This is a genomic window from Streptomyces sp. NBC_01439 (assembly GCF_036227605.1).
Lineage (GTDB): Bacteria > Actinomycetota > Actinomycetes > Streptomycetales > Streptomycetaceae > Streptomyces.
Genome location: NZ_CP109487.1, coordinates 3660861 through 3684060, shown reverse-complemented (window position 1 = coordinate 3684060; position 23200 = coordinate 3660861). Strand labels below are relative to the sequence as shown.

At 73.1% G+C, this 23200-nt stretch carries 23 protein-coding genes; 16 read left to right on the top strand and 7 right to left on the bottom strand.

All coding sequences use genetic code 11. The features are described 5' to 3' along the window. Positions 1-358 precede the first annotated feature (358 nt). The 4 genes from OG207_RS15930 to OG207_RS15915 all read left to right on the top strand — a co-directional run bounded on the left by OG207_RS15930 (position 359) and on the right by OG207_RS15915 (position 3262). Positions 359-943: a suppressor of fused domain protein gene (locus OG207_RS15930; protein WP_329099188.1), complete on the top strand. Its 585-nt coding sequence runs from the start codon at positions 359-361 to the stop codon at positions 941-943. 60 nt (positions 944-1003) lie between these two features. Further along, entirely contained in the window at positions 1004-1648 is a 645-nt protein-coding gene (locus OG207_RS15925; RefSeq protein ID WP_327383410.1) for a DUF6758 family protein, read from the top strand. Positions 1649-1717: 69 nt separating this feature from the next. Continuing rightward, on the top strand, positions 1718-2581 hold the full coding sequence (locus OG207_RS15920) for a PHP domain-containing protein (RefSeq protein WP_329099186.1): 864 nt from the start codon (positions 1718-1720) through the stop codon (positions 2579-2581). A 75-nt stretch (positions 2582-2656) separates the two neighbouring features. After that, positions 2657-3262 carry a MarC family protein gene (locus OG207_RS15915; protein WP_327383408.1) on the top strand — a complete coding sequence of 202 codons (606 nt, stop codon included), beginning with the start codon at positions 2657-2659 and terminating at the stop codon, positions 3260-3262. Between the two features lie 102 nt (positions 3263-3364). On the opposite strand, the gene OG207_RS15910 is transcribed toward OG207_RS15915, so the two are convergent. The 3 genes from OG207_RS15910 to OG207_RS15900 form a co-directional block, all read right to left on the bottom strand. Beyond that, entirely contained in the window at positions 3365-3517 is a 153-nt protein-coding gene (locus OG207_RS15910; RefSeq protein WP_266604630.1) for a hypothetical protein, read from the bottom strand. Between the two features lie 96 nt (positions 3518-3613). Beyond that, positions 3614-4471, bottom strand: coding sequence for an alpha/beta fold hydrolase (locus OG207_RS15905; RefSeq protein WP_329099183.1), 858 nt, complete (start codon positions 4469-4471; stop codon positions 3614-3616). 107 nt (positions 4472-4578) lie between these two features. Beyond that, positions 4579-6675, bottom strand: coding sequence for a DEAD/DEAH box helicase (locus tag OG207_RS15900; protein ID WP_329099182.1), 2097 nt, complete (start codon positions 6673-6675; stop codon positions 4579-4581). 471 nt (positions 6676-7146) lie between these two features. Between OG207_RS15900 and OG207_RS15895 the strand changes: the two genes are divergently transcribed. Further along, on the top strand, positions 7147-7905 hold the full coding sequence (locus OG207_RS15895; RefSeq protein ID WP_329099181.1) for a ferritin-like fold-containing protein: 759 nt from the start codon (positions 7147-7149) through the stop codon (positions 7903-7905). A gap of 138 nt (positions 7906-8043) precedes the next feature. Here the strand turns inward: OG207_RS15895 and OG207_RS15890 are convergent, their stop codons facing one another. The 4 genes from OG207_RS15890 to OG207_RS15875 all read right to left on the bottom strand — a co-directional run bounded on the left by OG207_RS15890 (position 8044) and on the right by OG207_RS15875 (position 9868). Beyond that, positions 8044-8346, bottom strand: a complete 303-nt coding sequence (locus OG207_RS15890; protein WP_329099180.1) for a hypothetical protein — start codon at positions 8344-8346, stop codon at positions 8044-8046. A 109-nt stretch (positions 8347-8455) separates the two neighbouring features. Then, a complete protein-coding gene (locus tag OG207_RS15885) occupies positions 8456-8683 on the bottom strand; it encodes a DUF3107 domain-containing protein (protein ID WP_030011334.1) in 228 nt (75 codons plus the stop codon). Positions 8684-8841: 158 nt separating this feature from the next. Beyond that, positions 8842-9480 carry a TetR/AcrR family transcriptional regulator gene (locus OG207_RS15880; protein ID WP_202199848.1) on the bottom strand — a complete coding sequence of 213 codons (639 nt, stop codon included), beginning with the start codon at positions 9478-9480 and terminating at the stop codon, positions 8842-8844. A gap of 172 nt (positions 9481-9652) precedes the next feature. Continuing rightward, the gene (locus OG207_RS15875) at positions 9653-9868 is read right to left on the bottom strand and encodes a hypothetical protein (protein WP_329099179.1); all 216 of its coding nucleotides are present in this window, start codon (positions 9866-9868) and stop codon (positions 9653-9655) included. Positions 9869-10001: 133 nt separating this feature from the next. On the opposite strand from OG207_RS15875, the gene OG207_RS15870 reads away from it, so the two are divergent. The 11 genes from OG207_RS15870 to OG207_RS15820 all read left to right on the top strand — a co-directional run bounded on the left by OG207_RS15870 (position 10002) and on the right by OG207_RS15820 (position 23167). After that, positions 10002-10997, top strand: coding sequence for an alpha/beta fold hydrolase (locus OG207_RS15870; RefSeq protein WP_329099178.1), 996 nt, complete (start codon positions 10002-10004; stop codon positions 10995-10997). 5 nt (positions 10998-11002) lie between these two features. Next, entirely contained in the window at positions 11003-12439 is a 1437-nt protein-coding gene (locus OG207_RS15865; protein WP_329099177.1) for a DUF3152 domain-containing protein, read from the top strand. Positions 12440-12518: 79 nt separating this feature from the next. Then, positions 12519-12614 carry an Ms4533A family Cys-rich leader peptide gene (locus OG207_RS15860; RefSeq protein WP_329099176.1) on the top strand — a complete coding sequence of 32 codons (96 nt, stop codon included), beginning with the start codon at positions 12519-12521 and terminating at the stop codon, positions 12612-12614. A 203-nt stretch (positions 12615-12817) separates the two neighbouring features. Next, on the top strand, positions 12818-14575 hold the full coding sequence (locus tag OG207_RS15855; protein ID WP_329099175.1) for an ABC transporter substrate-binding protein: 1758 nt from the start codon (positions 12818-12820) through the stop codon (positions 14573-14575). Next, a complete protein-coding gene (locus OG207_RS15850) occupies positions 14572-15648 on the top strand; it encodes an ABC transporter permease (protein ID WP_329099174.1) in 1077 nt (358 codons plus the stop codon). The genes OG207_RS15855 and OG207_RS15850 overlap by 4 nt, the downstream gene beginning before the upstream one ends. Next, positions 15645-16637 (top strand): ABC transporter permease, encoded by a 993-nt coding sequence (locus tag OG207_RS15845; protein ID WP_329099173.1) that lies wholly within the window; start codon positions 15645-15647, stop codon positions 16635-16637. Before OG207_RS15850 ends, OG207_RS15845 begins: the two co-directional genes overlap by 4 nt. Beyond that, entirely contained in the window at positions 16634-18292 is a 1659-nt protein-coding gene (locus OG207_RS15840) for an ABC transporter ATP-binding protein (protein ID WP_329099172.1), read from the top strand. Before OG207_RS15845 ends, OG207_RS15840 begins: the two co-directional genes overlap by 4 nt. A gap of 230 nt (positions 18293-18522) precedes the next feature. Next, positions 18523-20130, top strand: coding sequence for a GT4 family glycosyltransferase PelF (gene pelF / locus OG207_RS15835; RefSeq protein ID WP_329107661.1), 1608 nt, complete (start codon positions 18523-18525; stop codon positions 20128-20130). A gap of 140 nt (positions 20131-20270) precedes the next feature. Next, positions 20271-21278: a hypothetical protein gene (locus OG207_RS15830; RefSeq protein WP_329099171.1), complete on the top strand. Its 1008-nt coding sequence runs from the start codon at positions 20271-20273 to the stop codon at positions 21276-21278. 135 nt (positions 21279-21413) lie between these two features. Continuing rightward, positions 21414-22424, top strand: a complete 1011-nt coding sequence (locus OG207_RS15825) for an NAD-dependent epimerase/dehydratase (protein WP_329099170.1) — start codon at positions 21414-21416, stop codon at positions 22422-22424. After that, positions 22412-23167 carry a spherulation-specific family 4 protein gene (locus OG207_RS15820; RefSeq protein WP_329099169.1) on the top strand — a complete coding sequence of 252 codons (756 nt, stop codon included), beginning with the start codon at positions 22412-22414 and terminating at the stop codon, positions 23165-23167. Before OG207_RS15825 ends, OG207_RS15820 begins: the two co-directional genes overlap by 13 nt. Positions 23168-23200 lie beyond the last annotated feature (33 nt).

Sequence of the window (23200 nt, the reverse complement as noted above, 5' to 3'; positions counted from 1 at the left end):
GGGTGGGAGGCCCTCCTCCGCAGGCGGGCGGGCAGGCCCGGGCAGGGGAGGGAACAGGACGGGAGGACAAACGTTCTGCCGTCGCTCTTCTACTGATCAGCGGATCAGACGGATCGAGCAGATCAAAGGGGGCGAGATGCGCCCGTCACAGAAGTGGAAGAGCGATTGGTACTGCACGATCGACTTCGGTCCACCGCAGCCCCACCTCCTCCGGCCGGTCCCCCGTGAGGGACGTCCTGTTGCCGGGGCGCTGAAACACCGCTTCTGCGTGCGGCCCCGAACAGCTGTCAACACTATCAGCCGACGGATGGTCAAGACCCGCCCTTTACCCGCCTGATACGAGTTCTATGCTCGCTTCATGGCAGAAATTCTGGCTCTCGTGGAGGCCCGGCTGCGCACGGCGCTCGGTGAACCCGACGCACGCGCCGCCGTCACCTTCCTGGGCACCGACCGCATCGAGGTACTCCGTTTCACCGAGGGCGACCTCGTGCGGTACGCGACCCTCGGGATGTCCGCGCACCCGATGACCGATCCGACCGCCGTGGTCGCCGACCCCGTACGGGGCCCGCGCGCCGAGCTCGTACTGACCGTACGGGCGGGCCTTGCGGCCACCGACAAACTCCTGCGACCGCTCGCGGTGCTGGCCGCGTCCCCCCAGGTCGAGGGGCTGATCGTGGCGCCGGGGGCCTCGCTCGACGTGGGCGAACCGCTGTGGGACGGGGCCCCCTTCAGTTCCGTCCTCGTGGCGGAACCGGGCGGTCTGGTCGAGGACCTGGAGCTCGACGAGCCCATGGACCCGGTCCACTTCCTCCCCTTGCTGCCGATGACGGCGAACGAGGCCGCCTGGAAGCGCGTGCACGGAGCGCCCGCCCTCCAGGAACGCTGGCTCGCGCGCGGGACGGACCTGCGGGACCCTTTGCGTAGCGCCGTCGCACTCGACTGAGGGCCCGGACGGGTGAGCGTGCCTTGACTGGGGGCCGGGCGGGGAGGAGCGTGGCTTCTTATGAGGGGTGAACCAAGTTGCCCGAAGTGCGGTGGCCGGGTCAGGGCGCCCGGACTCTTCTCCGACTCCTGGCAGTGCACGGTGCACGGCGCCGTCCACCCCCTGCAACCCGTCATCCCGCCGAGCGTCGAAGGCCTGAGCGTGGTGGTGCACCGGGCGCGGGTGCCGGTGTGGATGCCGTGGCCGCTGCCGGTGGGGTGGCTGTTCACCGGGGTGGCGTCCGCCGGTGACGACCGGGGCGGTGGCCGGGCGACGGCGGTGGCCTGTTCCGGCCCCGGCCCACTGGGCGGGATCGGTGAGCTCTTGCTGATCGCGGAGGAGCTGGGCGTGGGCCTCGGTGCGCGGTACGCGGGCATCGACGGCGTCGACCCCGGGTCGGCCATCAACGTATCGGCGCCGCCCCACGCCAAGGTGGTCGCGGCCGGCCGCCCGACACCGCTGTGGCACGTGGGCGGCGGCCCCGACGACCGGGCGGTCTTCGCCGGCGAGGCGCGCGGCCTGTGGCTCTGGGCGATCGTCTGGCCGGAGCAGTCCGGCCTGCTGATGTACGACGAGCTCGTCCTCACCGACCTGCGCGACGCGGGAGCCGAGGTCGAGCTCGTTCCGTGCGGGGCCCTGAGCCCCCGCATCCTGGGCCCTGCCTGAGGCCGAGGGGGGTCAGCGGCCCGGTTATCCTGGGGTGTCCCCCGTACGTACGACCCATGGAGTCAGGCTGTGCGCATCGACCTGCACGCCCACTCCACGGCCTCCGACGGTACGGACACTCCCGCCGAGCTGGTGCGCAATGCGGCCGGCGCAGGGCTGGACGTGGTGGCGCTGACCGACCACGACACCGTGCGCGGATACGGCGAGGCCCTCGCGGCCCTGCCCGCCGGACTGACGCTGGTGACCGGGGCCGAGCTGTCCTGCCGGCTCGACGGGGTCGGCGTGCACATGCTCGCGTACCTCTTCGACCCCGAGGAACCCGAGCTGGCCCGGGAGCGGGAGCTCGTCCGCGACGACCGCACCCCGCGCGCCCGCACCATGATCGGCAAGCTCCAGGACCTCGGCGTCGACGTCACTTGGGAGCAGGTGGCCAGGATCGCCGGTGACGGCTCGGTCGGGCGGCCGCACATCGCCACCGCCCTCGTCGAGCTGGGCGTCGTCCCCACCGTCTCGGACGCCTTCACGCCCGAGTGGCTCGCCGACGGCGGCCGCGCGTACGCCGAGAAGCACGAGCTCGATCCGTTCGAGGCCGTGCGCCTGGTCAAGGCGGCCGGCGGGGTCACCGTCCTCGCGCACCCCGCCGCCGTCAAGCGCGGCCGGTGCCTCTCGGAGTCCGCGATGGCCGAGCTGGCGAGCGCGGGCCTGGACGGCATCGAGGTGGACCACATGGACCACGACGCCGACACCCGCGCGCGGCTGCGCGGCCTGGCGGGCGACCTCGGCCTGCTGACCACGGGCTCCAGCGACTACCACGGCAGCCGCAAGACCTGTCGCCTCGGGGAGTACACGACCGACCCCGAGATCTACGGCGAGATCACGCGCCGTGCGACGGGGGCCTTCCCGGTGCCGGGCGCCGGCGGACGCGAGCGCTGACCGGCCGGATCCGGCCCGCTCCACCCGTCCCACACTTCTTCTTCGCGACACCCCTCTCTTCTGCAAGGCATCACTGTGTTTGATTTCGCCGTCTTCGGATCCCTTTTTCTCACCCTTTTTGTGATCATGGACCCTCCGGGGATCACGCCGATCTTCCTGGCCCTCACCTCCGGCCGCCCCGTCAAGGTGCAGCGCCGCATGGCCTGGCAGGCCGTATGCGTGGCCTTCGGTGTCATCGCGGTCTTCGGCATCTGCGGCCAGCAGATCCTGGACTACCTGCACGTCTCCGTTCCGGCGCTGATGATCGCCGGTGGTCTGCTGCTCCTGCTCATCGCGCTGGACCTGCTCACCGGCAAGAACGACGAGCCCAAGCAGACCAAGGACGTGAACGTGGCCCTGGTCCCGCTGGGCATGCCGCTGCTGGCCGGGCCCGGCGCGATCGTGTCCGTGATCCTGGCCGTCCAGAAGGTCGACGGCGCCGCCGGACAGGTCTCGGTCTGGGCCGCGATCGTGGCCATGCACGTCGTGCTGTGGATCACCATGCGCTACTCGCTGGTGATCATCCGGGTCATCAAGGACGGCGGCGTCGTCCTCGTCACCCGACTCGCCGGCATGATGCTCTCGGCGATCGCCGTCCAGCAGATCATCAACGGCGTGCTCCAGGTGGTCAGTGGGGCCTGAGGTCCCGCCCGCCCCGCCCCGTAGCTGCCGCACGCGGCCGCTCAAGCGAACGCCCCCGCACCGGGACCGGTGCGGGGGCGTGAACGTTCTTCATGCGATGCGTCAGCAGGACGCACTCTCGGCCGGTCGGATCAGGATGCGCTGGCCGACGGCTGCGGCCTGCTGCACGATCCGGTTGACGGAGGCCGCGTCGACGACGGTGCGGTCCACGGCGGATCCGTCGACGTCGTCCAGGCGCAGAATCTCGAAGCGCACGGGCTTCTCCCTTCGTCAGTGTTTCTCCTTGCACTGGTCCAACGAAGTGTAGGCCGCAATCATTCCCTACGCTAAGGAAATTTTTTCACTAGCTAACTACGCGCCGGCGCAGGAGTCCCAGAACGCGGCCAGCTCGCGCGCCGTCGTGGCCGGGTCCTCGGCGTTCGGGGAGTGGTCCGTCCCGGGCACGACCACCCGCCGCGCGGCCAGGCGCCGGGCCGTCTCGTCCAGCAGCGGCACCGGCCAGGCCTGGTCCACGGCCCCGGACAGAACCAGCTTCGGGAGGTCGACGCGGCTCAGCTCCGCCACCCGGTCCGGCTCGGAGATCAGCGTCCGGCCGGTGACGATCAGCTGCTCGGGGACGGTCGCCAGCCACCGCTCGCGCAGGAAGTGCGCGAGCTCGGGGGAGTCCGCGGCCGCGTCCTCGGGATCGTGGGCCCGCATCGCCGCCCAGATCCCGGGCATGTCGTCGCCCATCGCCTCCAACGCGGCGACCAGCAGCTTCGTCCGGGCCTGCTGCTCCTCGGAGATCGCGGCCGGCCCGCTGCTCATCAGGGTGAGGGAGGCGAAGGGCGAGGGGTCGCGGAGCACGGCGGCGCGGGAGACCAGACCGCCGAGCGAGTGGCCGACCAGGTGCACGCGGTCCGCGCCCAGTGCGCGGACCTGCGCGAGCACGTCCCGCGCCAGCTCCTCCTGGGCGTACGGGGCCTCCTCGCGCGGGCCCGGGGTCTCGTACTGGCCGCGGCCGTCCACGGCGACGACCCGGTACCCGGCGGCCGCCAGCGGCTCCAGGAGGCCGATGAAGTCCTCCTTGCTGCCCGTGAAGCCGGGGACCAGCAGGGCGGTGCCGTGCACGGGCTCACCGGCTTCGTGCACGGCGAAGGAGCCGCGGTCGGTGGTGAGGGGGTACGCGCGGGCGGCGGCGGGCAGGGTCAGGCGCGGCGGCTTGCTCATGGCCCGAGGTTACCGGCCCGTACGGATTCCCGGCAGGCCCGGGCAAGCCGATGGCCCCGGCCCCCTCGGAAGGGGAACGGGGCCATCGGCGGGGTACTGCGCGAGGCTCAGGCCTCCGGCGCGGCCGCGACCTTGCGGGTGCGGGTCCGCTTCGGCTTGGCCGGAGCTTCCTCGGCCACGGCGGCCTCGGTGGCGACCGGAGCGGCCTCCGCGACCTTGCGGGTGCGGGTGCGCTTCGGCTTGGCCGGAGCTTCCTCGGCCACGGCGGCCTCGGTGGCGACCGGAGCGGCCTCCGCGACCTTGCGGGTGCGGGTGCGCTTCGGCTTGGCCGGGGCCTCCTCGGCCACGGCGGCCTCGGTGGCGACCGGAGCGGCCTCCGCGACCTTGCGGGTGCGGGTGCGCTTCGGCTTGGCCGGAGCCTCCTCGGCGGGAACCTCGGCGACCGGGGTCACCACGGCGGCCGGGGCTGCCTTGCGGGTGGTGCGCCGGGCCCGGACGGGCTCGACCAGCGGCGGCATCTGGAAGTCCGGCTCCGGCTCGGTCGGGGTGACCTTGCGGGTACGGACGCGCTTCGGCCGGGCCGGAGCCTCCGCGGCGGGAAGATCCTCGGTGATCGGGGTCACCGGAGCGGCCACGGCCTTGCGGGTCGGGACGCGCTTCGGCCGGGCCGGAGCCTCCTCGACGACCGGGGTCACCGGGGCGGCCGGTGCGACCGGAGCCTGGACGGCCGGAGCCTCGGCGACCGGTGCGGCCACGGGGGCCTGGGCCGGTACCGCGGCCACACGGGTGCGGCGCCTGCGCGGACGGCGCGGCTCGTCGGCGGCCGGGGCCGCGGGGGCCTCGGGAGCCTGGGTCGGGGTCACCGCTGCGGTGGCCTCGGCGCCCTCGGCGAGCTCCGCACCGCCCCGCGTACGGCGGCGCTGGCGCGGCGTACGGGTACGGGCCGGACGCTCCTCGGTCACCACGGCGGCGGCCGCCGGACCGGAGCGGCCGCCACGGCCACCGCGGCCGCCGGTCTCGCCCAGGTCCTCCAGCTGCTCGGCCTTCAGGCCGGCCCGCGTGCGCTCGGCGCGCGGCAGGATGCCCTTGGTGCCGGCCGGGATGTTCAGCTGCTCGAACAGGTGCGGGGACGTGGAGTACGTTTCCACCGGGTCGTGGAAGTCCAGCTCCAGCGCCTTGTTGATCAGCTGCCAGCGCGGGATGTCGTCCCAGTCGACCAGGGTGACGGCGGTGCCCTTGTTGCCCGCGCGGCCGGTGCGGCCCACGCGGTGCAGGAAGGTCTTCTCGTCCTCCGGCGTCTGGTAATTGATGACGTGGGTCACACCCTCGACATCGATGCCGCGCGCGGCGACGTCGGTGCACACCAGCACGTCGACCTTGCCGTTGCGGAACGCGCGCAGCGCCTGCTCGCGCGCACCCTGGCCCAGGTCGCCGTGGACGGCGCCGGACGCGAAGCCGCGCTTCTCCAGCTGCTCGGCGATGTCGGCCGCCGTGCGCTTGGTACGGCAGAAGATCATGGCCAGGCCGCGGCCCTCGGCCTGCAGGATGCGCGAGACGAGCTCCGGCTTGTCCATGTTGTGCGCACGGAAGACGTGCTGCGTGATGTTGGCGACGGTCGCGCCCTCGCCGTCCTCGGAGACGGCGCGGATGTGGGTCGGCTGCGTCATGTACCGACGGGCCAGGCCGATGACCGCACCGGGCATGGTCGCCGAGAACAGCATCGTCTGACGCTTCGCCGGCAGGTACGCCATGATCTTCTCGACGTCGGGCAGGAAGCCCAGGTCGAGCATTTCGTCGGCCTCGTCCAGGACGAGGGCCTTGACGTGCGAGAGGTCGAGCTTCTTCTGCCCGGCCAGGTCGAGCAGGCGGCCCGGGGTGCCGACGATCACGTCGACGCCCTTCTTGAGCGCCTCGACCTGGGGCTCGTACGCGCGACCGCCGTATATGGCGAGGACGCGGACGTTGCGGACCTTGCCCGCGGTCAGGAGGTCGTTGGTGACCTGGGTGCACAGCTCGCGGGTCGGAACCACCACGAGGGCCTGCGGTGCGTCGGTCAGCTGCGCCGGGGTGGCGCGGCCGGCCTCGACGTCCGCCGGGACGACGACCCGCTCCAGCAGCGGAAGTCCAAAACCGAGCGTCTTGCCGGTTCCGGTCTTGGCCTGGCCGATGACGTCCGTGCCGGAAAGGGCGACGGGGAGGGTCATCTCCTGGATCGGGAAGGGGGACACGATGCCGACGGCCTCAAGGGCCTCGGCCGTCTCGGGAAAGATCCCGAGGTCTCGGAACGTAGTCAGGGTGCTGCCTCTTCTGTGAGACGCGGCGCGAGGCGGCGAGGGGGGTCGTACCGTGCCGTGCTTGCAGTACTGCTACGTACGAAGCTGCGCGGGACCACTAGCCTTCGCTCAAGCGCATCTGCCGCTGAGGGGGCCCCTCGTGGTTGGCGGTACGCATGAACGTACGCACCACACCGAGGGCGGTCGGTTGGAGCCGATCGGGCCACCGACCGGGCATCCTCATTCGGATGGCCCGCCGAGTATTCGGCAGGCGCATTACCACTGTACCCCGGAATCGCGCAGGTGTGTCGGGTGAATTCACCGGGTAGGCGCGTTTAGCTGGACAGGCAAGGAACCCGCGTGGTGACTTGGAGGGCCATTCGGCGGGCTATTGTGCGGAGCATGTCGACCGTAGAAAACGCCTCGCCCGCCGACGACAGCGCCCCGGCCGGAGTCGTGGGCATCGCCTCCCAGGACTGGGCCGCCGCCTCTGCCTCGCCGCAGTACCGGGCCGCCGTCGTGGACCTGCTCGGTGCGCTCGCCTACGGAGAGCTCGCGGCCTTCGAGCGCCTCGCGGAGGACGCGAAGCTCGCGCCCACCCTCGACGACAAGGCCGAGCTCGCCGCGATGGCCTCCGCCGAGTTCCACCACTTCGAGCGGCTGCGGGACCGGCTCGCGGCGATCGAGGTCGAGCCCACCGCCGCCATGGAGCCCTTCGCGAAGGGCGTCGACGACTTCCACCGCCAGACCGCGCCGTCGGACTGGCTGGAGGGCCTGGTCAAGGCCTACGTCGGTGACTCCATCGCCAGTGACTTCTACCGTGAGGTCGCCTCCCACCTGGACACCGACACCCGCGCCCTCGTGCTCGGCGTGCTCGACGACACCGGCCACGGCAACTTCGCCGTCGAGAAGGTCCGCGCGGCGATCGAGGCGGACCCGCGCTGCGGCGGCCGGCTCGCACTGTGGGCCCGCCGGCTGATGGGCGAGGCCCTCTCGCAGGCCCAGCGCGTGGTCGCCGAGCGCGACGCGCTCTCGACCATGCTGGTCGGCGGCGTCGACGGAATGGCGGCAGGCTTCGACCTGGCGGCCGTCGGCGAGATGTTCACCCGCATCACCAAGGCGCACACCAAGCGGATGGCGGCCCTCGGCCTCGCCGCCTGACCGTTCGGCAGCAGCCCGGCAGCCGCGAGGCGGCCGGCGAGGCTCCGTACCGCTCCACACGTCGGCCCCGGCGCGCACACGGCGCGCCGGGGCCGACGTACGTGGTTCAGGGGCAGGGCTCAGGGCTCCGGGTCATCCTCATCCCCGCGACGGGAGTGAAAACGGAGTCCTGTGGGACGGCCTGCGGGGCCCCGAGGCCGGACGGAGCAGCAGGGACAGGACCACGGCCGACACCAGCACCGCGCCGATGAGCGTCGCAGTCAGGGTGTTGTGCCCGGGCCCGAGCGCGAAGTGGGTGAGATACGCCCCGAACAGAGCCCCCAGCACCCCGCTGACCAGTACCACTGTGCGGGAAGGCAACCGGCGCGTGAGTCCTCGGGCGGCCGTCGCGGACAAGGCGAGGCCCAGGAGTGCGGAGCCGAGCACTTCCATCAGCAGCATGAGGTCCCTCCCATACGTCAGGGCAAACCGGGTCACTGCGGTCCTACCCGAAGCGGAAGAAACAGAAACGGCCCGGTGGGATCAACCACCGGGCCGTTTCCAACAGTTCTCAGAGCGCGCCGAAGCCCACCTTGCGCACGCTCGGCTCGCCCAGGTCGACGTACGACAGGCGGTCGGACGGCACCAGGACCTTGCGGCCCTTGTTGTCGGTGAGGCTCAGCAGCGGCGCAGTGCCGGACAGAGCGGCGGTGACGATGCTCTCCAGCTCCTCGGCGCTCAGGTCGCTCTCCAGCACGATCTCCCGGGGTGCGTGCTGCACGCCGATCTTGACCTCCACGGCTTTGTCCCTCCGACGATCCGGTTCGCGCGATCATCCGCGCCGTACGCGGTCCACATTAGCCCGGTGAGGGGACATCGACGCGCAGAGCGGACACGCTCGCAGCGAACAGCGGCCGATGAGGGCCGCCGCCGCGGGCGCCGCCGCGCACCGGCCCCTCAGGCCTCCGTGCCGTGCAGCGGGAAGCCGGCGATACCGCGCCACGCGAGCGAGGTCAGCAGGCCGACCGCCGTCTCGCGGGCGACCGGGCTCTCGCTGGAGAGCCAGTAGCGGGCCACGACCTGCGAGACCCCGCCCAGGCCCACGGCCAGCAGCATCGACTCGTCCTTGGACAGGCCGGTGTCCTCGGCGATGACGTCGGAGATGGCCTCGGCGCACTGGAGCGAGACGCGGTCGACGCGCTCGCGCACCGCCGGTTCGTTCGTCAGGTCGGACTCGAAGACCAGCCGGAAGGCGCCGCCCTCCTCCTCCACGTACGCGAAGTAGGCGTCCATCGTGGCCGCCACGCGCAGCTTGTTGTCCGTCGTCGACGCCAGGGCGGTGCGCACGGCCAGCAGCAGGGCCTCGCAGTGCTGGTCCAGCAGGGCCAGGTACAGGTCGAGCTTGCCGGGGAAGTGCTGGTACAGCACCGGCTTGCTCACGCCGGCCCGCTCGGCGATGTCGTCCATGGCCGCCGCGTGGTACCCCTGGGCGACGAAAACCTCCTGGGCCGCGCCCAGCAGCTGGTTGCGCCGGGCTCGGCGCGGCAGTCGCGTGCCCCGCGGACGCGCTGCCTCGGTCTGCTCGATGGCTGTCACGCCGCCTCCCACTTTCTCTAAGAACACAGTGCGCTCTGCGCCGCGCCGCCATCGTACTTTTCGGTAACCGAATCTGGAGGGTTCAAGCCGAGTTTTCTCGCGGTACGGACGGCCCGGAGGCGCTGGTCAGCGGTTTGATCAGCGGTTTGGTCGGTGCTCGGTCAGCTGTGGGTCAGCGGTAGTCGTCCTCGTCCAGCGGCACCACGCGCGCCTGCTCGACGGCATCGCCGTCCGTGACCCCGTCCACCGCGCCCGCGGTGATCGGGTCGTCCTCGTCCGGCCGGAGATCGGCGAGCTGCTCCGCCACATCCGCCTCGGGCGCCTCAGGATCGAGGGATTCCGGAAACTGCTCCCGGAAGGTGTCCGGCTCCGCAGGGTCGACAGTCATGCCGCTCCCCTCGCTTCCTTGTGCTCACTTACGAGCCTAGGAGGATCGCGGAGGCACCGCTATATGGATCCGGCCCGTGTCTGTGACGGCGAACACAGGAAGAGGAGCGTGATCGTCTCGTAACATTGCCCGCATGTCTTCGACCGAGCTGCCGGGCGTGCGGTCCACCGCCGAGCCGTCCTCCCAGGCGGGAGCCGCTCGGGTGGCCGAAGGGGAGCAGCTGCGCACCGCCGTGCTGCCCGGCCTGGAACTGGCCGTCCGGTTCCGCCCGCCCCTGCGCACGGGGCTGCCGCCCGCCCTGTTCGTCCACGGACTCGGCGGTTCTTCGCAGAACTGGTCGGATCTGATGGTGCGGCTGGCCGACACCGTCGACGGCGAGGCCGTCGACCTGCCGGGCTTCGGCTGGTCCCCACCACCCGCCGACCGGGACTACTCCGTCACCGCCTTCGCCCGCGCCGTCATCCGACACCTCGACGCCGCCGGGCGCGGCCCGGTCCACCTGTTCGGGAACTCCCTCGGCGGCGCCGTCTCCACCCGCGTCGCGGCCGTCCGGCCCGACCTGGTGCGCACCCTGACCCTGGTCTCGCCCGCCCTGCCCGAGCTGCGCGTGCAGAAGTCGGCCGTGCCGACCGCGCTGCTCGCCGTGCCCGGGGTGGCCGCGCTCTTCGGCCGGCTGACGCAGGGGCTCAGCGCAGAGCAGCGCACCCGCGGGGTGACGGAGCTCTGTTACGGAGACCCCTCCCGGGTGACACCCGAGGGATTCCGCAACGCCGTGGAGGAGATGGAGCGGCGGATGGCCCTGCCGTACTTCTGGGAGGCGATGACGCGCTCCTCGCGCGGCATCGTCGACGCCTATACCCTCGGTGGCCAGCACGGATTGTGGCGGCAGGCGCAACGGGTCCTCGCGCCCTCGCTGTTGGTCTACGGTGGCCGGGACCAGCTGGTCTCGTACCGCATGGCGCACAAGGCCGCCGCGGCCTTCCGCGGTTCGCGGCTGCTGTGCATGCCCGAGGCCGGACACGTGGCGATGATGGAGTACCCCGAGGCGGTGGCCGCCGCCTTCCGCGAGCTGCTGAGTGACACCGGAACGGGCGAGGGTGACCGAAATATCGAAGACGGCAGAGGCTGAGGACCATGGGACGACATAGTCGCAAGGGCCCTGCCCCGGCTCCGGCTCCGGCCGCCGCTGCGGCACCCGTCCGGCCGCAGCCGGAGGCGCCGCCCTACGAGGAACCGCCCGCCGAATACCGGCCCGAACCGACCGTCACCCACCAGGGGTACGCGTCCCAGGACCGGACCTTCGACGACGTGCGGACCGGCAGCCACCCCCAGCAGTACGAGTCCGGCGGCGCCTGGGGGGCCCGCCCCGATTCCGTGTACGGGGACTGGCGCGGGGTGCGGCGCCCGCACGACGACTCCGACTCCGACTCCGACACCGCACCGGCCGCGGCGGCACCCGCTGCCCACCTGGATTCCGGCACCCCGGCCTTCGGCACCCCCGCGGTGGGCTTCCCCCAGGTCACCCTGGCGCCGCCGGGCGCATTCGACTCCGACCCCGACACCGACCTCTTCACCTCCACCGGCTCGCACCGCCGGGTGCCCGGGCCGCGCAGGCCGGTGGACCCGGTCGCTCCCGTCGGCCCCGGGCCTGCCGCGGCCGCGGCGGATCCGGTCGATCCCGTGGACCCGTTCGATGCCGTGGACCCGGTGGATCCCGCCCCGGAGCCGCCCGGCTCGAGCCGCAGCCGGAAGGTCCGTACGTACACCGGCGTGGCCGCCGTGGCCGTCACGACCGTCCTCGCCGTCGTCGTCGCCGGTCAGATGAACTCCGCCGGGGACGATGCCAAGAGGGGCGCGCAGGCCGCTTCCGACGGCAGCCGGACCGACGCGGCCGCCTCCCGCTCGGACGACCGCGCGAAGCCCCCGGCGGGGGCCGCGCCCGCGGCACCGTCCGCCGCCGCGCCCGAGTTGACCTTCGAGCAGAAGATGGCCCAACAACTGCCGATCGACCCGAAACTCGCCGGACCCGGCACCTTCGACACCGTGCCCGGTGTGGCCAAGGCCCCCGGCAAGGGCAAGCTCGTGCGCTACCGGGTCGACGTCGAACAGGGCCTGGGCATGGACGCGCAGCTCTTCGCCGAGGCCGTCCACCGCACCCTCAACGACCCGCGCAGTTGGTCCCACAACGGCGAGCGGACCTTCGAGCGGGTACCGGGTGGCCAGGCGGACTTCGTGATCACCCTGGCCAGTCCCGGGACCACCGGGTTCTGGTGCGACAAGTCCGACCTGGACATCACCGTCGACAACGTCTCCTGTGACTCCGCGCGCACCGAGCGGGTGATGATCAACGCGTTCCGCTGGGCGCAGGGCTCCGCGACCTACGGACCGGACCAGATGTTCATCTACCGGCAGATGCTCATCAACCACGAGGTCGGGCACCGGCTCGGACGCGACCACGTGAACTGCCGCACACCCGGCGCGCTCGCGCCGATCATGCAGCAGCAGACCAAGTCCCTCAACATCGACGGCATCCAGTGCAAGCCCAACCCCTGGGTCTTCCCCGAGGGTTGACCGACGGGCACGACCCCGCCCGGTGCCGGGCGGGGATCCGCGTTGACAATCCGTCCGATCATCGGCAATCGTTCTCCGCATGTCGCACGACCACACCATGACCGCGAGCGCCGCCATTGAGCTGGCGCTGCTTGGTGTGACCGCGCACAGCGTGGCCGACATCTTCTGTCGCTGACTCCCCCTGGGCCTTGCGGCCCGGGAGGTGCCCCCGGCCCGCAAGCGCTGCGACCCTCTTCGAGTTCCTTCGCCGCGCCCGGGCGTGCCCATGCCCGCAGGCGCGGCTTCCTCATGCTCCGGTGCCCCTCCGGCACCGCTGTCGACCGCTGCCCCTCGCGTGGCCCTTCAGCCCTTCCTTCACGCCGAGAGGTCAACACACCCATGTCTTCCGCCGGACCCGACCGTCATCTCATAGCGCGCCGTGTGGCCGCCGTCACCGTCAGCCTCGTCCTGGCCGGGGGCGCCGTGGCCTGCGGCCCCGAGGACGCTGCGGGCAAGGCCGGTTCGGGCGACAAGCCGGGCGCCGCGGGCGCCCCGCAGAAGGGCGGCACCCTGACCGTCCTCAACTCCGAGCCGCAGAGCGACTTCGACCCGGCCCGGCTCTACACCTCGGGTGGCGGAAACGTTCCCTCGCTGGTCTTCCGCACGCTGACCACCCGCAACCGCGAGGACGGCGCGGCCGGCACCAAGGTCGTGCCCGACCTGGCCACCGACACCGGAAGGCCCAACGCCGACGCCACCGAGTGGACGTACACGCTCAAGGACGGGCTGAAGTACGAGGACGGCTCCCCGATCACCAGCGCCGACATCAAGTACGGCATCGAGCGGTCCTTCGCCGCCGAACTGTCGGGCGGCGCCCCGTACCTGCGGGACTGGCTGGTCGGCGGGGAGACGTACGAGGGCCCGTACAAGGACGGCGGCAAGGGGCTCGACTCGATCGTCGTGCCCGACCCGAAGACGATCGTCTTCAAACTCCGCAAGCCCGAGGGCGAGTTCCCCTTCGTCGCCACGCAGACGCAGTTCGCGCCCGTTCCCAAGGCCAAGGACACCGGGGTCAAGTACGAGGAGCACCCCGTCTCCTCCGGCCCGTACAAGGTCGTCAAGAACGACAACGACGGCGAACACCTCACCCTGGAGCGCAACGAGCACTGGGACGAGAAGACCGACGAGGAGCGCAAGGCCTACCCGGACAAGATCGACGTCCGCTCCGGTCTGGACGCCGCGGTCATCAACCAGCGCCTGACCACCAGCTCCGGCCCCGACGCCGCCGCCGTCACCACCGACACCAACCTGGGACCCGCCGAGCTCGCCCAGATCGGCGACTCCGCCGACAAGAACGACCTCGCGGGCCGCGTCGGCACCGGCCACTTCGGCTACGTCAACTACCTGGCCTTCAACCCGAAGGTGGCCCCCTTCGACAACCCGAAGGTGCGCCAGGCCATCTCCCACGCGATCAACCGCACCAGCGTGATCAACGCCGCCGGCGGATCCGCCCTCGCCGAACCGGCCACCACCTTCCTGCCCGAGCGCGAGGCCTTCGGCTTCACCCCGTACGACCACTTCCCGGCGGGCAAGACCGGCGACCCGGCCAAGGCCAAGCAGCTGCTGGCGGAGGCGGGCTTCCCCGACGGCATCACCGTCACCCTGACCCACTCCACCGCGCAGAACCGACAGACCAGCCCCGAGGTGGCCACCGCCGTGCAGCAGGCCCTCGCCGCCGCCGGGATCACGGTCAAGCTGGAGGGCCTGGAGAACAACGCCTTCAACGAGAAGCGCTGGGACGTCAAGAACACCCCCGGCTTCTTCCTCTCCCGCTGGGGCGCGGACTGGCCCTCCGGCGCCCCCTTCCTCGCGCCGATCTTCGACGGCCGGCAGATCGTGACCAACGGCTCCAACTACAACCACGCGCAGCTGAACGACCCGGCCGTGAACGCCGAGATCGACGAGATCGCCAAGTTGACCGACCTCGCGGCGGCCGGCAAGCGCTGGGGCGCACTCGACAAGAAGATCGGCGAGCAGGCCCTGGACGTGCCGCTCTTCCACCCGGTCTACAAGCGGATCGTCGGCAAGGACGTCAAGAACGTCGTGATCAGCGACTGGACCGGCGTCCTCGACGTCTCGCAGGTCTCCGTCAAGTGAGCGTCGCCCCGAAGCGGTCGGCGCCGCAGCAGCCGGCGCCCGCGCCCGCGCCCGCGCCCGCGCCCGCGCCCGCGCCCGCGCCCGCGCCCGCGCCCGCGCCCGCGCCCGCGCCCGCGCCCGCGTCCGGGGCCTCCGCCCCGGCCGCGGGCCCCGCGCGCCACGTCTGGCGGCGCCTGCGCCGCCGGCCCGCGGCCCTCGCGGCCGCCGCGGTCATCGCCCTGCTCGTCCTCCTCGCCCTCGCCGCACCGCTGGTCGCCCAACTCACCGGCCAGGACCCGAACGCGTACCACGACGACCTCGTGGACTCCGCGCGCGGCGGGGTACCGCTCGGCTCCTTCGGCGGGATCTCCGCCGACCACTGGCTCGGCGTCGAGCCGGGCACCGGCCGAGACCTGCTGACCCGGCTGCTGTACGGGGCGCGGATCTCGCTGCTCGTCGCCCTGGGCGCCGTCGTCGTGCAAACGCTCGTCGGCGTGGGCGTCGGACTCGCCGCCGCGCTCGGCGGCCGGTTCGCGGGCCAGCTCATCGGCTGGTTCACCGACGTGATGATCGCGCTGCCGATGCTGGTGATCGGCATCGCCCTCACCGCCGTCGTCCCGCCCGATTTCCCGCGGCCGCTGCTGCTGATCCTCGTCATCGGACTGCTCGACTGGGGCGGCACCGCCCGGATGGTCCGCGCCCAGGCCCTCGCCCTGCGCGGGCTCGACTTCGTCGACGCCGCCCGCCTCTCGGGCCGGGGCACGTTCGCCATCGCCCGCCGCGAACTGCTGCCCTCGCTGGCCGCGCCCGTCATCACCTACGCCGCGATCAAGGTGCCCACCGCCATCGTGGCCGAAGCCTCGCTGTCCTTCCTCGGCGTCGGCGTCAAGCCGCCCACGCCCTCCTGGGGGCAGATGCTCTCGAGCGCGCAGACCTGGTTCCGCGCCGATCCGGCCTACGTCCTGCTCCCCGCCGGGCTGCTCTTCGTCACCGTGCTCGCCTCCACCGTGCTGGGCGACGCCGTCCGCACGGCCATCGACCCGCGCGAAGGCTCCCGCCTGCGGGTCGGCACCAGAAAGGAGCGCACGACGTGACCCTCTTCGTGCTCAAACGGACGGGCGGCGCAGTGCTCGTGCTGCTCACCCTGTCCGTGATCGTCTACGCCCTCTTCTACCTCGCCCCCGGCGACCCGGCCCGCCTGGCCTGCGGCGAGCGCTGCAACCCGGCGCAGATCGCCCAGGTCCGCCAGCAGCTCGGGCTGAACGAGTCCGCCCCCACCCAGTACCTGCACTTCCTCCAGGGGCTGCTGGCCGGCCGGGACTACTCCGGTGGCGCCGGACTGGTCCTGCACTGCGACGCGCCCTGCCTGGGCTTCTCCTATCAGAACGACCAGCAGGTCACCGCGCTGATCCTGGACCGGCTGCCCGCCACCCTGTCGCTGGCGCTGGGCGCGCTGGTGATCTGGCTGGTGGTCGGCGTCGGCACCGGACTGCTGTCCGCGCTGCGCCGCGGCGGAATCACCGAGCGGGCCCTGACCGTCCTGACCCTCGCCGGAACCGGCACCCCCGTCTTCATCCTGGGGCTGCTGCTGCTCATGATCGTCTGCGCCCACCTCCAGTGGCTGCCGTTCCCGACGTACGTGCCGCTGACCGAGGACCCCGAGCAGTGGGCCTGGAACCTGCTCCTGCCGTGGATCACCCTCGGCTTCTTCGAGAGCGCCAAGTACGCCCGCCTCACGCGCAGTTCGACCCTGGAGACGTTGGCCGAGGACCACATCCGGACCTTCCGCGCCTACGGGGTGGGGGAGCGGGCCGTGGTCACGCGGCACGCGGTGCGCGGCGCCGTGGCCCCCGTGATCGCGCTCAGCGCCGTGGACTTCGGCACGATGATCGGCGGGGCCGTGCTGACGGAGTCGCTGTTCGGGATCTCCGGCCTCGGCAAGACCCTGATCGACGGCGTACGGGTCGTGGACCTGCCCGTCGTCGTCGGCGTCGTCCTCGCGATCGGCACGGCCGTGGTCCTCGCGGGCGCGGTCGCCGACCTCCTGTACGCCGCCGCGGACCGAAGGGTGACCCTCGCATGACGCACTCACTGGTGGAGGTCACCGACCTCGTCGTCGACTTCCCCGTCGGCGGGGCGGGGGAACACGTACGGGCCGTGGACGGGATCTCCTTCACCTTGGAGGCGGGTCGGGCCCTGGGCATCGTGGGAGAGTCGGGCAGCGGCAAGTCCACCGTCGCCGCGGCCCTGCTGGGACTGCACCGCGGTACGGGCGCCCGCCTCGGCGGCACCGTCCGGGTGGGCGGCACGGACGTGGGCACGGCCCCGGCGGCCGAACTGCGCCGGCTGCGCGGCGGGACGGCCGCCATGGTCTTCCAGGACCCGCTGAGCTCGCTGGACCCGTACTACGCCATCGGCGACCAGATCGCCGAGGTCCACCGGATCCATGCGGACGTCTCCCGGCGGGCCGCCCGGGCCCGCGCCGTCGAGGTGCTCGACCGGGTGGGCATCCCGGACGCGGTGCGCCGCTCCCGCGCGCGACCGCACGAGTTCAGCGGCGGCATGCGGCAACGGGCCCTCATCGCCATGGCGTTGGCCTGCGAGCCGCGGCTGCTGATCGCCGACGAACCGACCACCGCGCTGGACGTCACCGTCCAGGCCCAGATCCTCGACCTGCTGCACGGGCTGCGCGAGGAGCGCGGGCTCGGGCTGCTGCTGGTCACCCACGACGTGGGGGTGGCGGCGGAGAGCGTGGACGAGGTGCTGGTCATGCGGGGTGGCCACGCCGTCGAGCGGGGCCCGGCGGCTTCCGTGCTGGCCGCACCGGCGGAGCCGTACACCAAGGCCTTGCTGGCGGCGGTGCCCAGGCTGGACGGGCCGCGCCCTTCCCGGGGCTCCGCCCCGGACCCCGCGCCTCGAACCCCGGCTGGGCCGGAATCGGCGGACGTGCCGCCCGTCGTCGAGGCCTTCTCACTGCGGCGGGAGTTCGGGCGGGGCCGGCGCAAGGTCGCCGCCGTCGCCGGGGTGTCCCTCGCCGTGCACGCCGGGGAGACCCTCGGGATCGTCGGCGAGAGCGGCTCCGGCAAGAGCACGCTCGGGCGGATGCTCGTCGGACTGCTGGAGCCCGGCTCCGGGCAGGTGCACCGGGACGGCGCCCCGGTCACCGGCATTGCGAGCGGTGTGCAGATGGTCTTCCAGGACCCCGTGTCCTCCCTCAACCCGCGCCGTTCCGTCGGCGAGTCCATCGCCGACCCGCTGCGCGCGGCCGGTGAGCGGGACGAGGCGGCCGTCCGGGCCCGGGTGGCGGAGCTGCTGCTGCGCGTCGGGCTGGAGGCCGAGCACTACGACCGCTACCCGCACGAGTTCAGCGGCGGTCAGCGCCAGCGGGTGGGCATCGCGCGGGCGCTCGCGCCCCGGCCCCGGCTGATCGTCTGCGACGAGCCGGTCTCCGCCCTCGACGTGACCACCCAGGCGCAGGTCACCGCCCTGTTGGCGGAGCTCCAGCGGGAGCTGGGCATCGCGCTGGTCTTCATCGCGCACGACCTGGCGGTGGTCCGACAGGTCAGCGACCGGGTGGCCGTCATGCGGGCCGGGGAGATCGTCGAGGAGGGCCCGGTGGACGAGGTCTACGACCGCCCGGCCCATCCCTACACCCGGCAGCTGCTGGCCGCCGTACCGGCCCTGGCCCCCGCGCTGGCGGCCGGCCGCCGCAGGACCCGGCAGGAGGTCTTCGCGTAGTCGGGTGCCGGGTATCGGGTGTCGGCCGTCTCGGGAGCGGTCCGGTTCCGAGACCGTACTTCTAGCGTGCTCGAACGCGAACCGTACGGGAAAGTTACGACTCTTCACCCCTTCCGGTGGCGCGACGGACAACCGTCCGTCGCGCCTTCGGCATATCCGCTTGAGTTCTCCCGCAGCGGGTCGCCCGACCGAACGGCGACCGCCTGAACGGGAGATCGGGGGTGCGACTCGTGCGGATCGGACTGCTCACCGAAGGTGGTTATCCGTATGCGACGGGAGAGGCGAGGCTGTGGTGCGACCGGCTCGTGCGCGGGCTCCCGCAGCACGAGTTCGAGGTCTACGCACTGAGCCGCAGCGCCGAGCAGGAACGCGCCCGTGTGCCACTGCCCGAGCACGTCACCCGGGTCCGGACGGCCCCCCTGTGGGCCCCCGCCGACGACGGGCGGACCCACTCCCGGCGGGAGCGCCGGCGGTTCGTGGACTGCTTCGAGCAGCTGGTCCACGGGATCTGCGCCGGTGCGGAGCAGCCCTTCGAGACCGGACTGTACGGGCTCGCCGGACTCGCCCGCGAACAGGGCGGGATGTACGCGGCCCTGCGCTCCGAGTCCGCGGTGCGGACCCTGGAGTCCGCCTGCCGGGCGCCGGGCGCCGCACGCACCGTACGGGCCGCCCAGGTGGCCGACCTGCTGGAGTTCGTGGACGAACTGGAGGTCATGCTCCGGCCGTTGTCCCTCGACTGGTACGGGGAGCCGGACGGTCTCGGCGAGGCCGACATCTGCCACGCGGCCGCGGGCGGCGTGGCCGCCCTCCCCGGACTCCTGGCCAAACGCTTCTTCGGGGTCCCGCTGCTGGTCACCGAGTACGGCGTCCAGCTCCGGGCCCACTACCTGGCGCGGCTCGACACCCGTGGCGAGCCGGAGACCCGCCCCGCCGTGAGGGCCCTGCTCGCGGCCTTCCAACTGCGGCTGGCCACCGAGATCTACACCCGGGCCGACTTCTTGACCCCCGGGAACGTGCACGCCCGGCGCTGGCAGGAGCGCTGCGGGGCCACCCGGGAACGGCTGCGGACCGTCTATCCCGGGATGGAGGCGGACCGATTCGCCACCGTCGGCGAGGCCGCTGACCCCGGGGACCCCGACACCCTGGTGTGGGTCGGGCGGATGGAGCCCGCCAAGGACCTCATCGCCCTGCTGCACGCCTTCGCCGAGGTCCGCCGGGCCGCGCCCGGCACCCGGCTGCGGATCTTCGCCACGGCCACGGTCCCCGGCTACCTCGCAGACTGCCGCTCCCTGGCCGCCCAGCTCTTCCCCGACGAGGCCGCCGACTCGGTCACGGCCGGGGAGAACCCGGTCACCTTCGAGGAGATCGGCGGACCCGAAGTCCCCACCACGGCCGAGGCGTACGGCGCCGGGCGCGTCGTCGTCCTGTCCTCCGTGATCGAGGGCTTCCCGGTCACCCTCGCCGAGGCGATGCTCTGCGGGCGCGCCACCGTCTCCACCGACGTGGGTGCGGTCCGCGAGGTCATCGGGGGCACCGGGCTCGTCGTCCCGCCCCGCAATCCGCGGGCGCTCGCCGAAGCCTGTCTGTCGCTGCTGCAGGACCCCGAGCGGGCGCAGCGGCTCGGCGCCGCCGGCCGGGCGCGGGCCCTGGAGCTCTTCACCGTCGAACAGAACGTGGCCGCCTTCCAGGAGATCTACCTGCGGTTGCTGGCCAAGGGCTCCGCGCGGCCGGACGGCGGGATCCCCTTCGCCCGGCCCCCGGAGGCCCGGGTGCCCGGCCACTGGACCAGCCCGACGTGGGCTCCCGCCCCGGACCCGTCCCCGGAGGCCGTCGTATGACCACCATCGACCCCCAGATCGCGGCGGCCCCGTCATATGCGCCCTCGCCAGCGTTACCTCCAGCCCCGGCACATGCAGCCTCGCCGGCGTTTGAGGCGCGGGGTCCGGGGCGGAGCCCTGGCAGCGGTGCCGCAGGTGCGGTGCCGTCCTCCGGTGCACGGTCCGGCGCGGCGCCGTTGCCGGGCGCGCTGCCCCCGGACCCCCGCGCCTCAAACGCCGCCGAGGCTGGGAGTGGCCATGACGAAGCCGGAAGGGAGGGGCCCGGCGGCCGGGGCGGCGGACTGGCCGCCGGGCCGGCTCGGCGCAGGGCCGCCGGGGATCCCGTCAAGGCCCTGCTGCACCGGCACCGGGAGCTGTGCGAGCGCGCCGTGGACCCGCTGGAGATCGCCGCCGGGCTGGAGGCCCACGGCATCACCGACCGGACCGCCGCACGGTTCCGGCACCGGGACGTCTTCTCGCTCGCCGAAGAGTTGTACGCGCGCAGCCCCCACGAGGAGGTCGCCCCCGCCGCGCCCGCTCCGGTCCCGGCCGGCCCCGCCGCGTTCCGCGGCGTCGGCTACGCGCTGCTGCCGGCCGCCCTCGCCTGCGCCGCGGCCGCCGCCGGGCAGGCGTGGGCCGGGGCCGCCGCCGTGGTCGCCGTCGCCACCGCCCTGGTGTGGCCGGGGCGGGCCGCCGGGCGCCGGTTCCCCTACGCGGCGCACGTGTTGGCCGCGGCCGTGGCCGGCTGGGCCGTGTACCGGCACGGCACCGCCCTCGCCGTCGGCCTCGCGCTGGCCGTCGTCCCCGCGCACCTGGTCGCCGTCGCCTTCGCCGCCGGGGCGCGGGCCCGGCTCGACGGGAGCCGGGCCCTGGAGGACTTCGCGGACCGGGCGCGTCCGCTGCTGCTGGCGGCCGTCGCCCTGTTCACCGGGGCCGCCGCCGCGGCCGCCGTGCTCGCCGGAACGCCGCTTCCGGTGGCCGTTCCCCTCGCACTGCTGCTCTTCCTGACCCGGCTCCTGCTGCGGCACGGAGCCCCCCGCGGGCCCGTCGGCGCGGCCCTCGCCCTCGCCCTGGTCCCCGTCCCGGCGGCGGCGCTCGCCGCCGTGGCCGGACTCCTCGTACACGCCGTGCTCGCCCTGGCCCGCGCCTCCGCGCACGCGCGGACCTGACGTCCCCGGGACGTCCCCAGACCTTCGGAGCCGACGCCGAGGCGCTTTGCCCGTACCCCGCCCCACCCATCCGTCCATCCGTCCGCAAGGAGACACAGACATGACCGGCCAGCCAACCAACCAAGGGGTCACGCGATGAGGGTGCTGCTGATCGGAGCCAACGGATACCTCGGCCGCTACGTGGCCGACCGGCTGCTCGCCGACCCCGCCGTCCAGCTCACCGCGCTCGGCCGCGGCGACGACGCCGACGTCCGCTTCGACCTCGCCACCGGCAGCCCCGGCGCGCTCACCCGCTTCCTCGACGCCGTCCACCCGGGCGTCGTCATCAACTGCGCCGGAGCGACCCGGGGCGGGGCCCGGGAACTCACCCGGCACAACACCGTCGCCGTCGCGACGATCTGCGAGTCGCTGCGCCGCAGCGGCTGCGGGGCCCGGCTGGTGCAGCTCGGCTGCGCCGCCGAGTACGGGCCCAGCCAGCCCGGATCGTCCACGGCGGAGGACGCCGTGCCGAGACCCGGTGGGCCGTACGGCGTGAGCAAACTGGCCGCCACCGAGCTGGTCCTGGGCTCCGGACTCGACGCCGTCGTCCTGCGGATCTTCTCGCCCGTCGGACCCGGTACCCCCGCCGGATCCCCGCTCGGCCGCCTCGCCGAGGCCATGCGCCGCGCGATGCAGGCGGGCGACGGCGAGCTGAAGCTCAGCGGACTCGGCGTGCAACGCGACTTCGTGGACGTACGCGACGTGGCGCGGGCCGTGCACGCCGCCTCGCTGTCCGCCGCCCAGGGCGTGGTCAACATCGGCACCGGCCGCGCGGTCCGGCTGCGCGACGCGGCCTCGGTCCTCGCCCGGGTCGCCGGGTACGGGGGCGCCCTGCACGAGCTGGACGTCCCGCACGGCGGACCCCAGCAGGGGCACGGGCACCCCGGCCGCCCGGCCGGCCTCTCCGCCATCGGTTCGCCCCGCTCCGAGGCCACCACCGAGCAGATGGCCGTCGCGGCCCCCCAGCCGTACCCGTACCCGGACGGCTGCGGGGCCTGGCAGCAGGCGGACGTCCGTACCGCACGCGACCGGCTCGGCTGGCGGCCCCGGATCAACCTGGAGGAATCCCTCGCGGACATCTGGATGGAGGCGGCGTGCCGCATCTGACGACGCCGCCGGGGGCCATGACCGCCGCCGCGACCGGGGCCGGCCGCCTCGGTCTCGGCATCCCCGGCTACGCGCACCCGCTGCTCGCCCCCGTCGAGTGGGCCGAGCTGACCCGCCCCGGTACCCCGCTGCACTGGGCCGTGCTGAACGTGGCGGACGGCCCGGGCGGGCGGCCCGATCCGCACTGCACGGAAGCGGCCGCGAAGCTGCGCCGCGCGGGCGGCATGATCCTCGGCCATCTCGCGGTGCGAGACGGGGCGCGGTCCTTCGGGGAGCTGGTCTCCGATGCCCACCGTTTCCGCGACTGGTACGGGGTCGGCGGCTTCTACCTGGCCGGAACCCCGGCCGGCAAGGCGGAGTTCGCCTCGGTGAGCCGGGTCGTGGATACCCTGCGGGGCCTCGGTGAGGACCTGTGGATCGTGCTCGGGCACGGCACGCACCCGTACGAGGGCTACGCGGAGGCCGCCGACCAGCTGGTCACCTTCTCCGGGGCCTGGTCCGACTACCGCTGGTCGCAGGTGGCCGAGTGGACCGCGGACCATCCTGCGGAGCGCTTCTGCCACCTCGTCCACGGGGTGCCGCGGGCGCATCTGGAAGAGGCGATGAGGATCGCCCGCTGGCAGGGGGCGGGCACGATCTGGTTCACCGACCGGCTCGGGACGCGCGGCAGCGACCCCTGGGCCTCAATGCCCGCTTACTGGGACGAAATCGTCTCAAGGATCGGGACAGGTGTCTTGGAATGAAGACGGGCGTGGCAGTGTTACTGGGAGAACAAC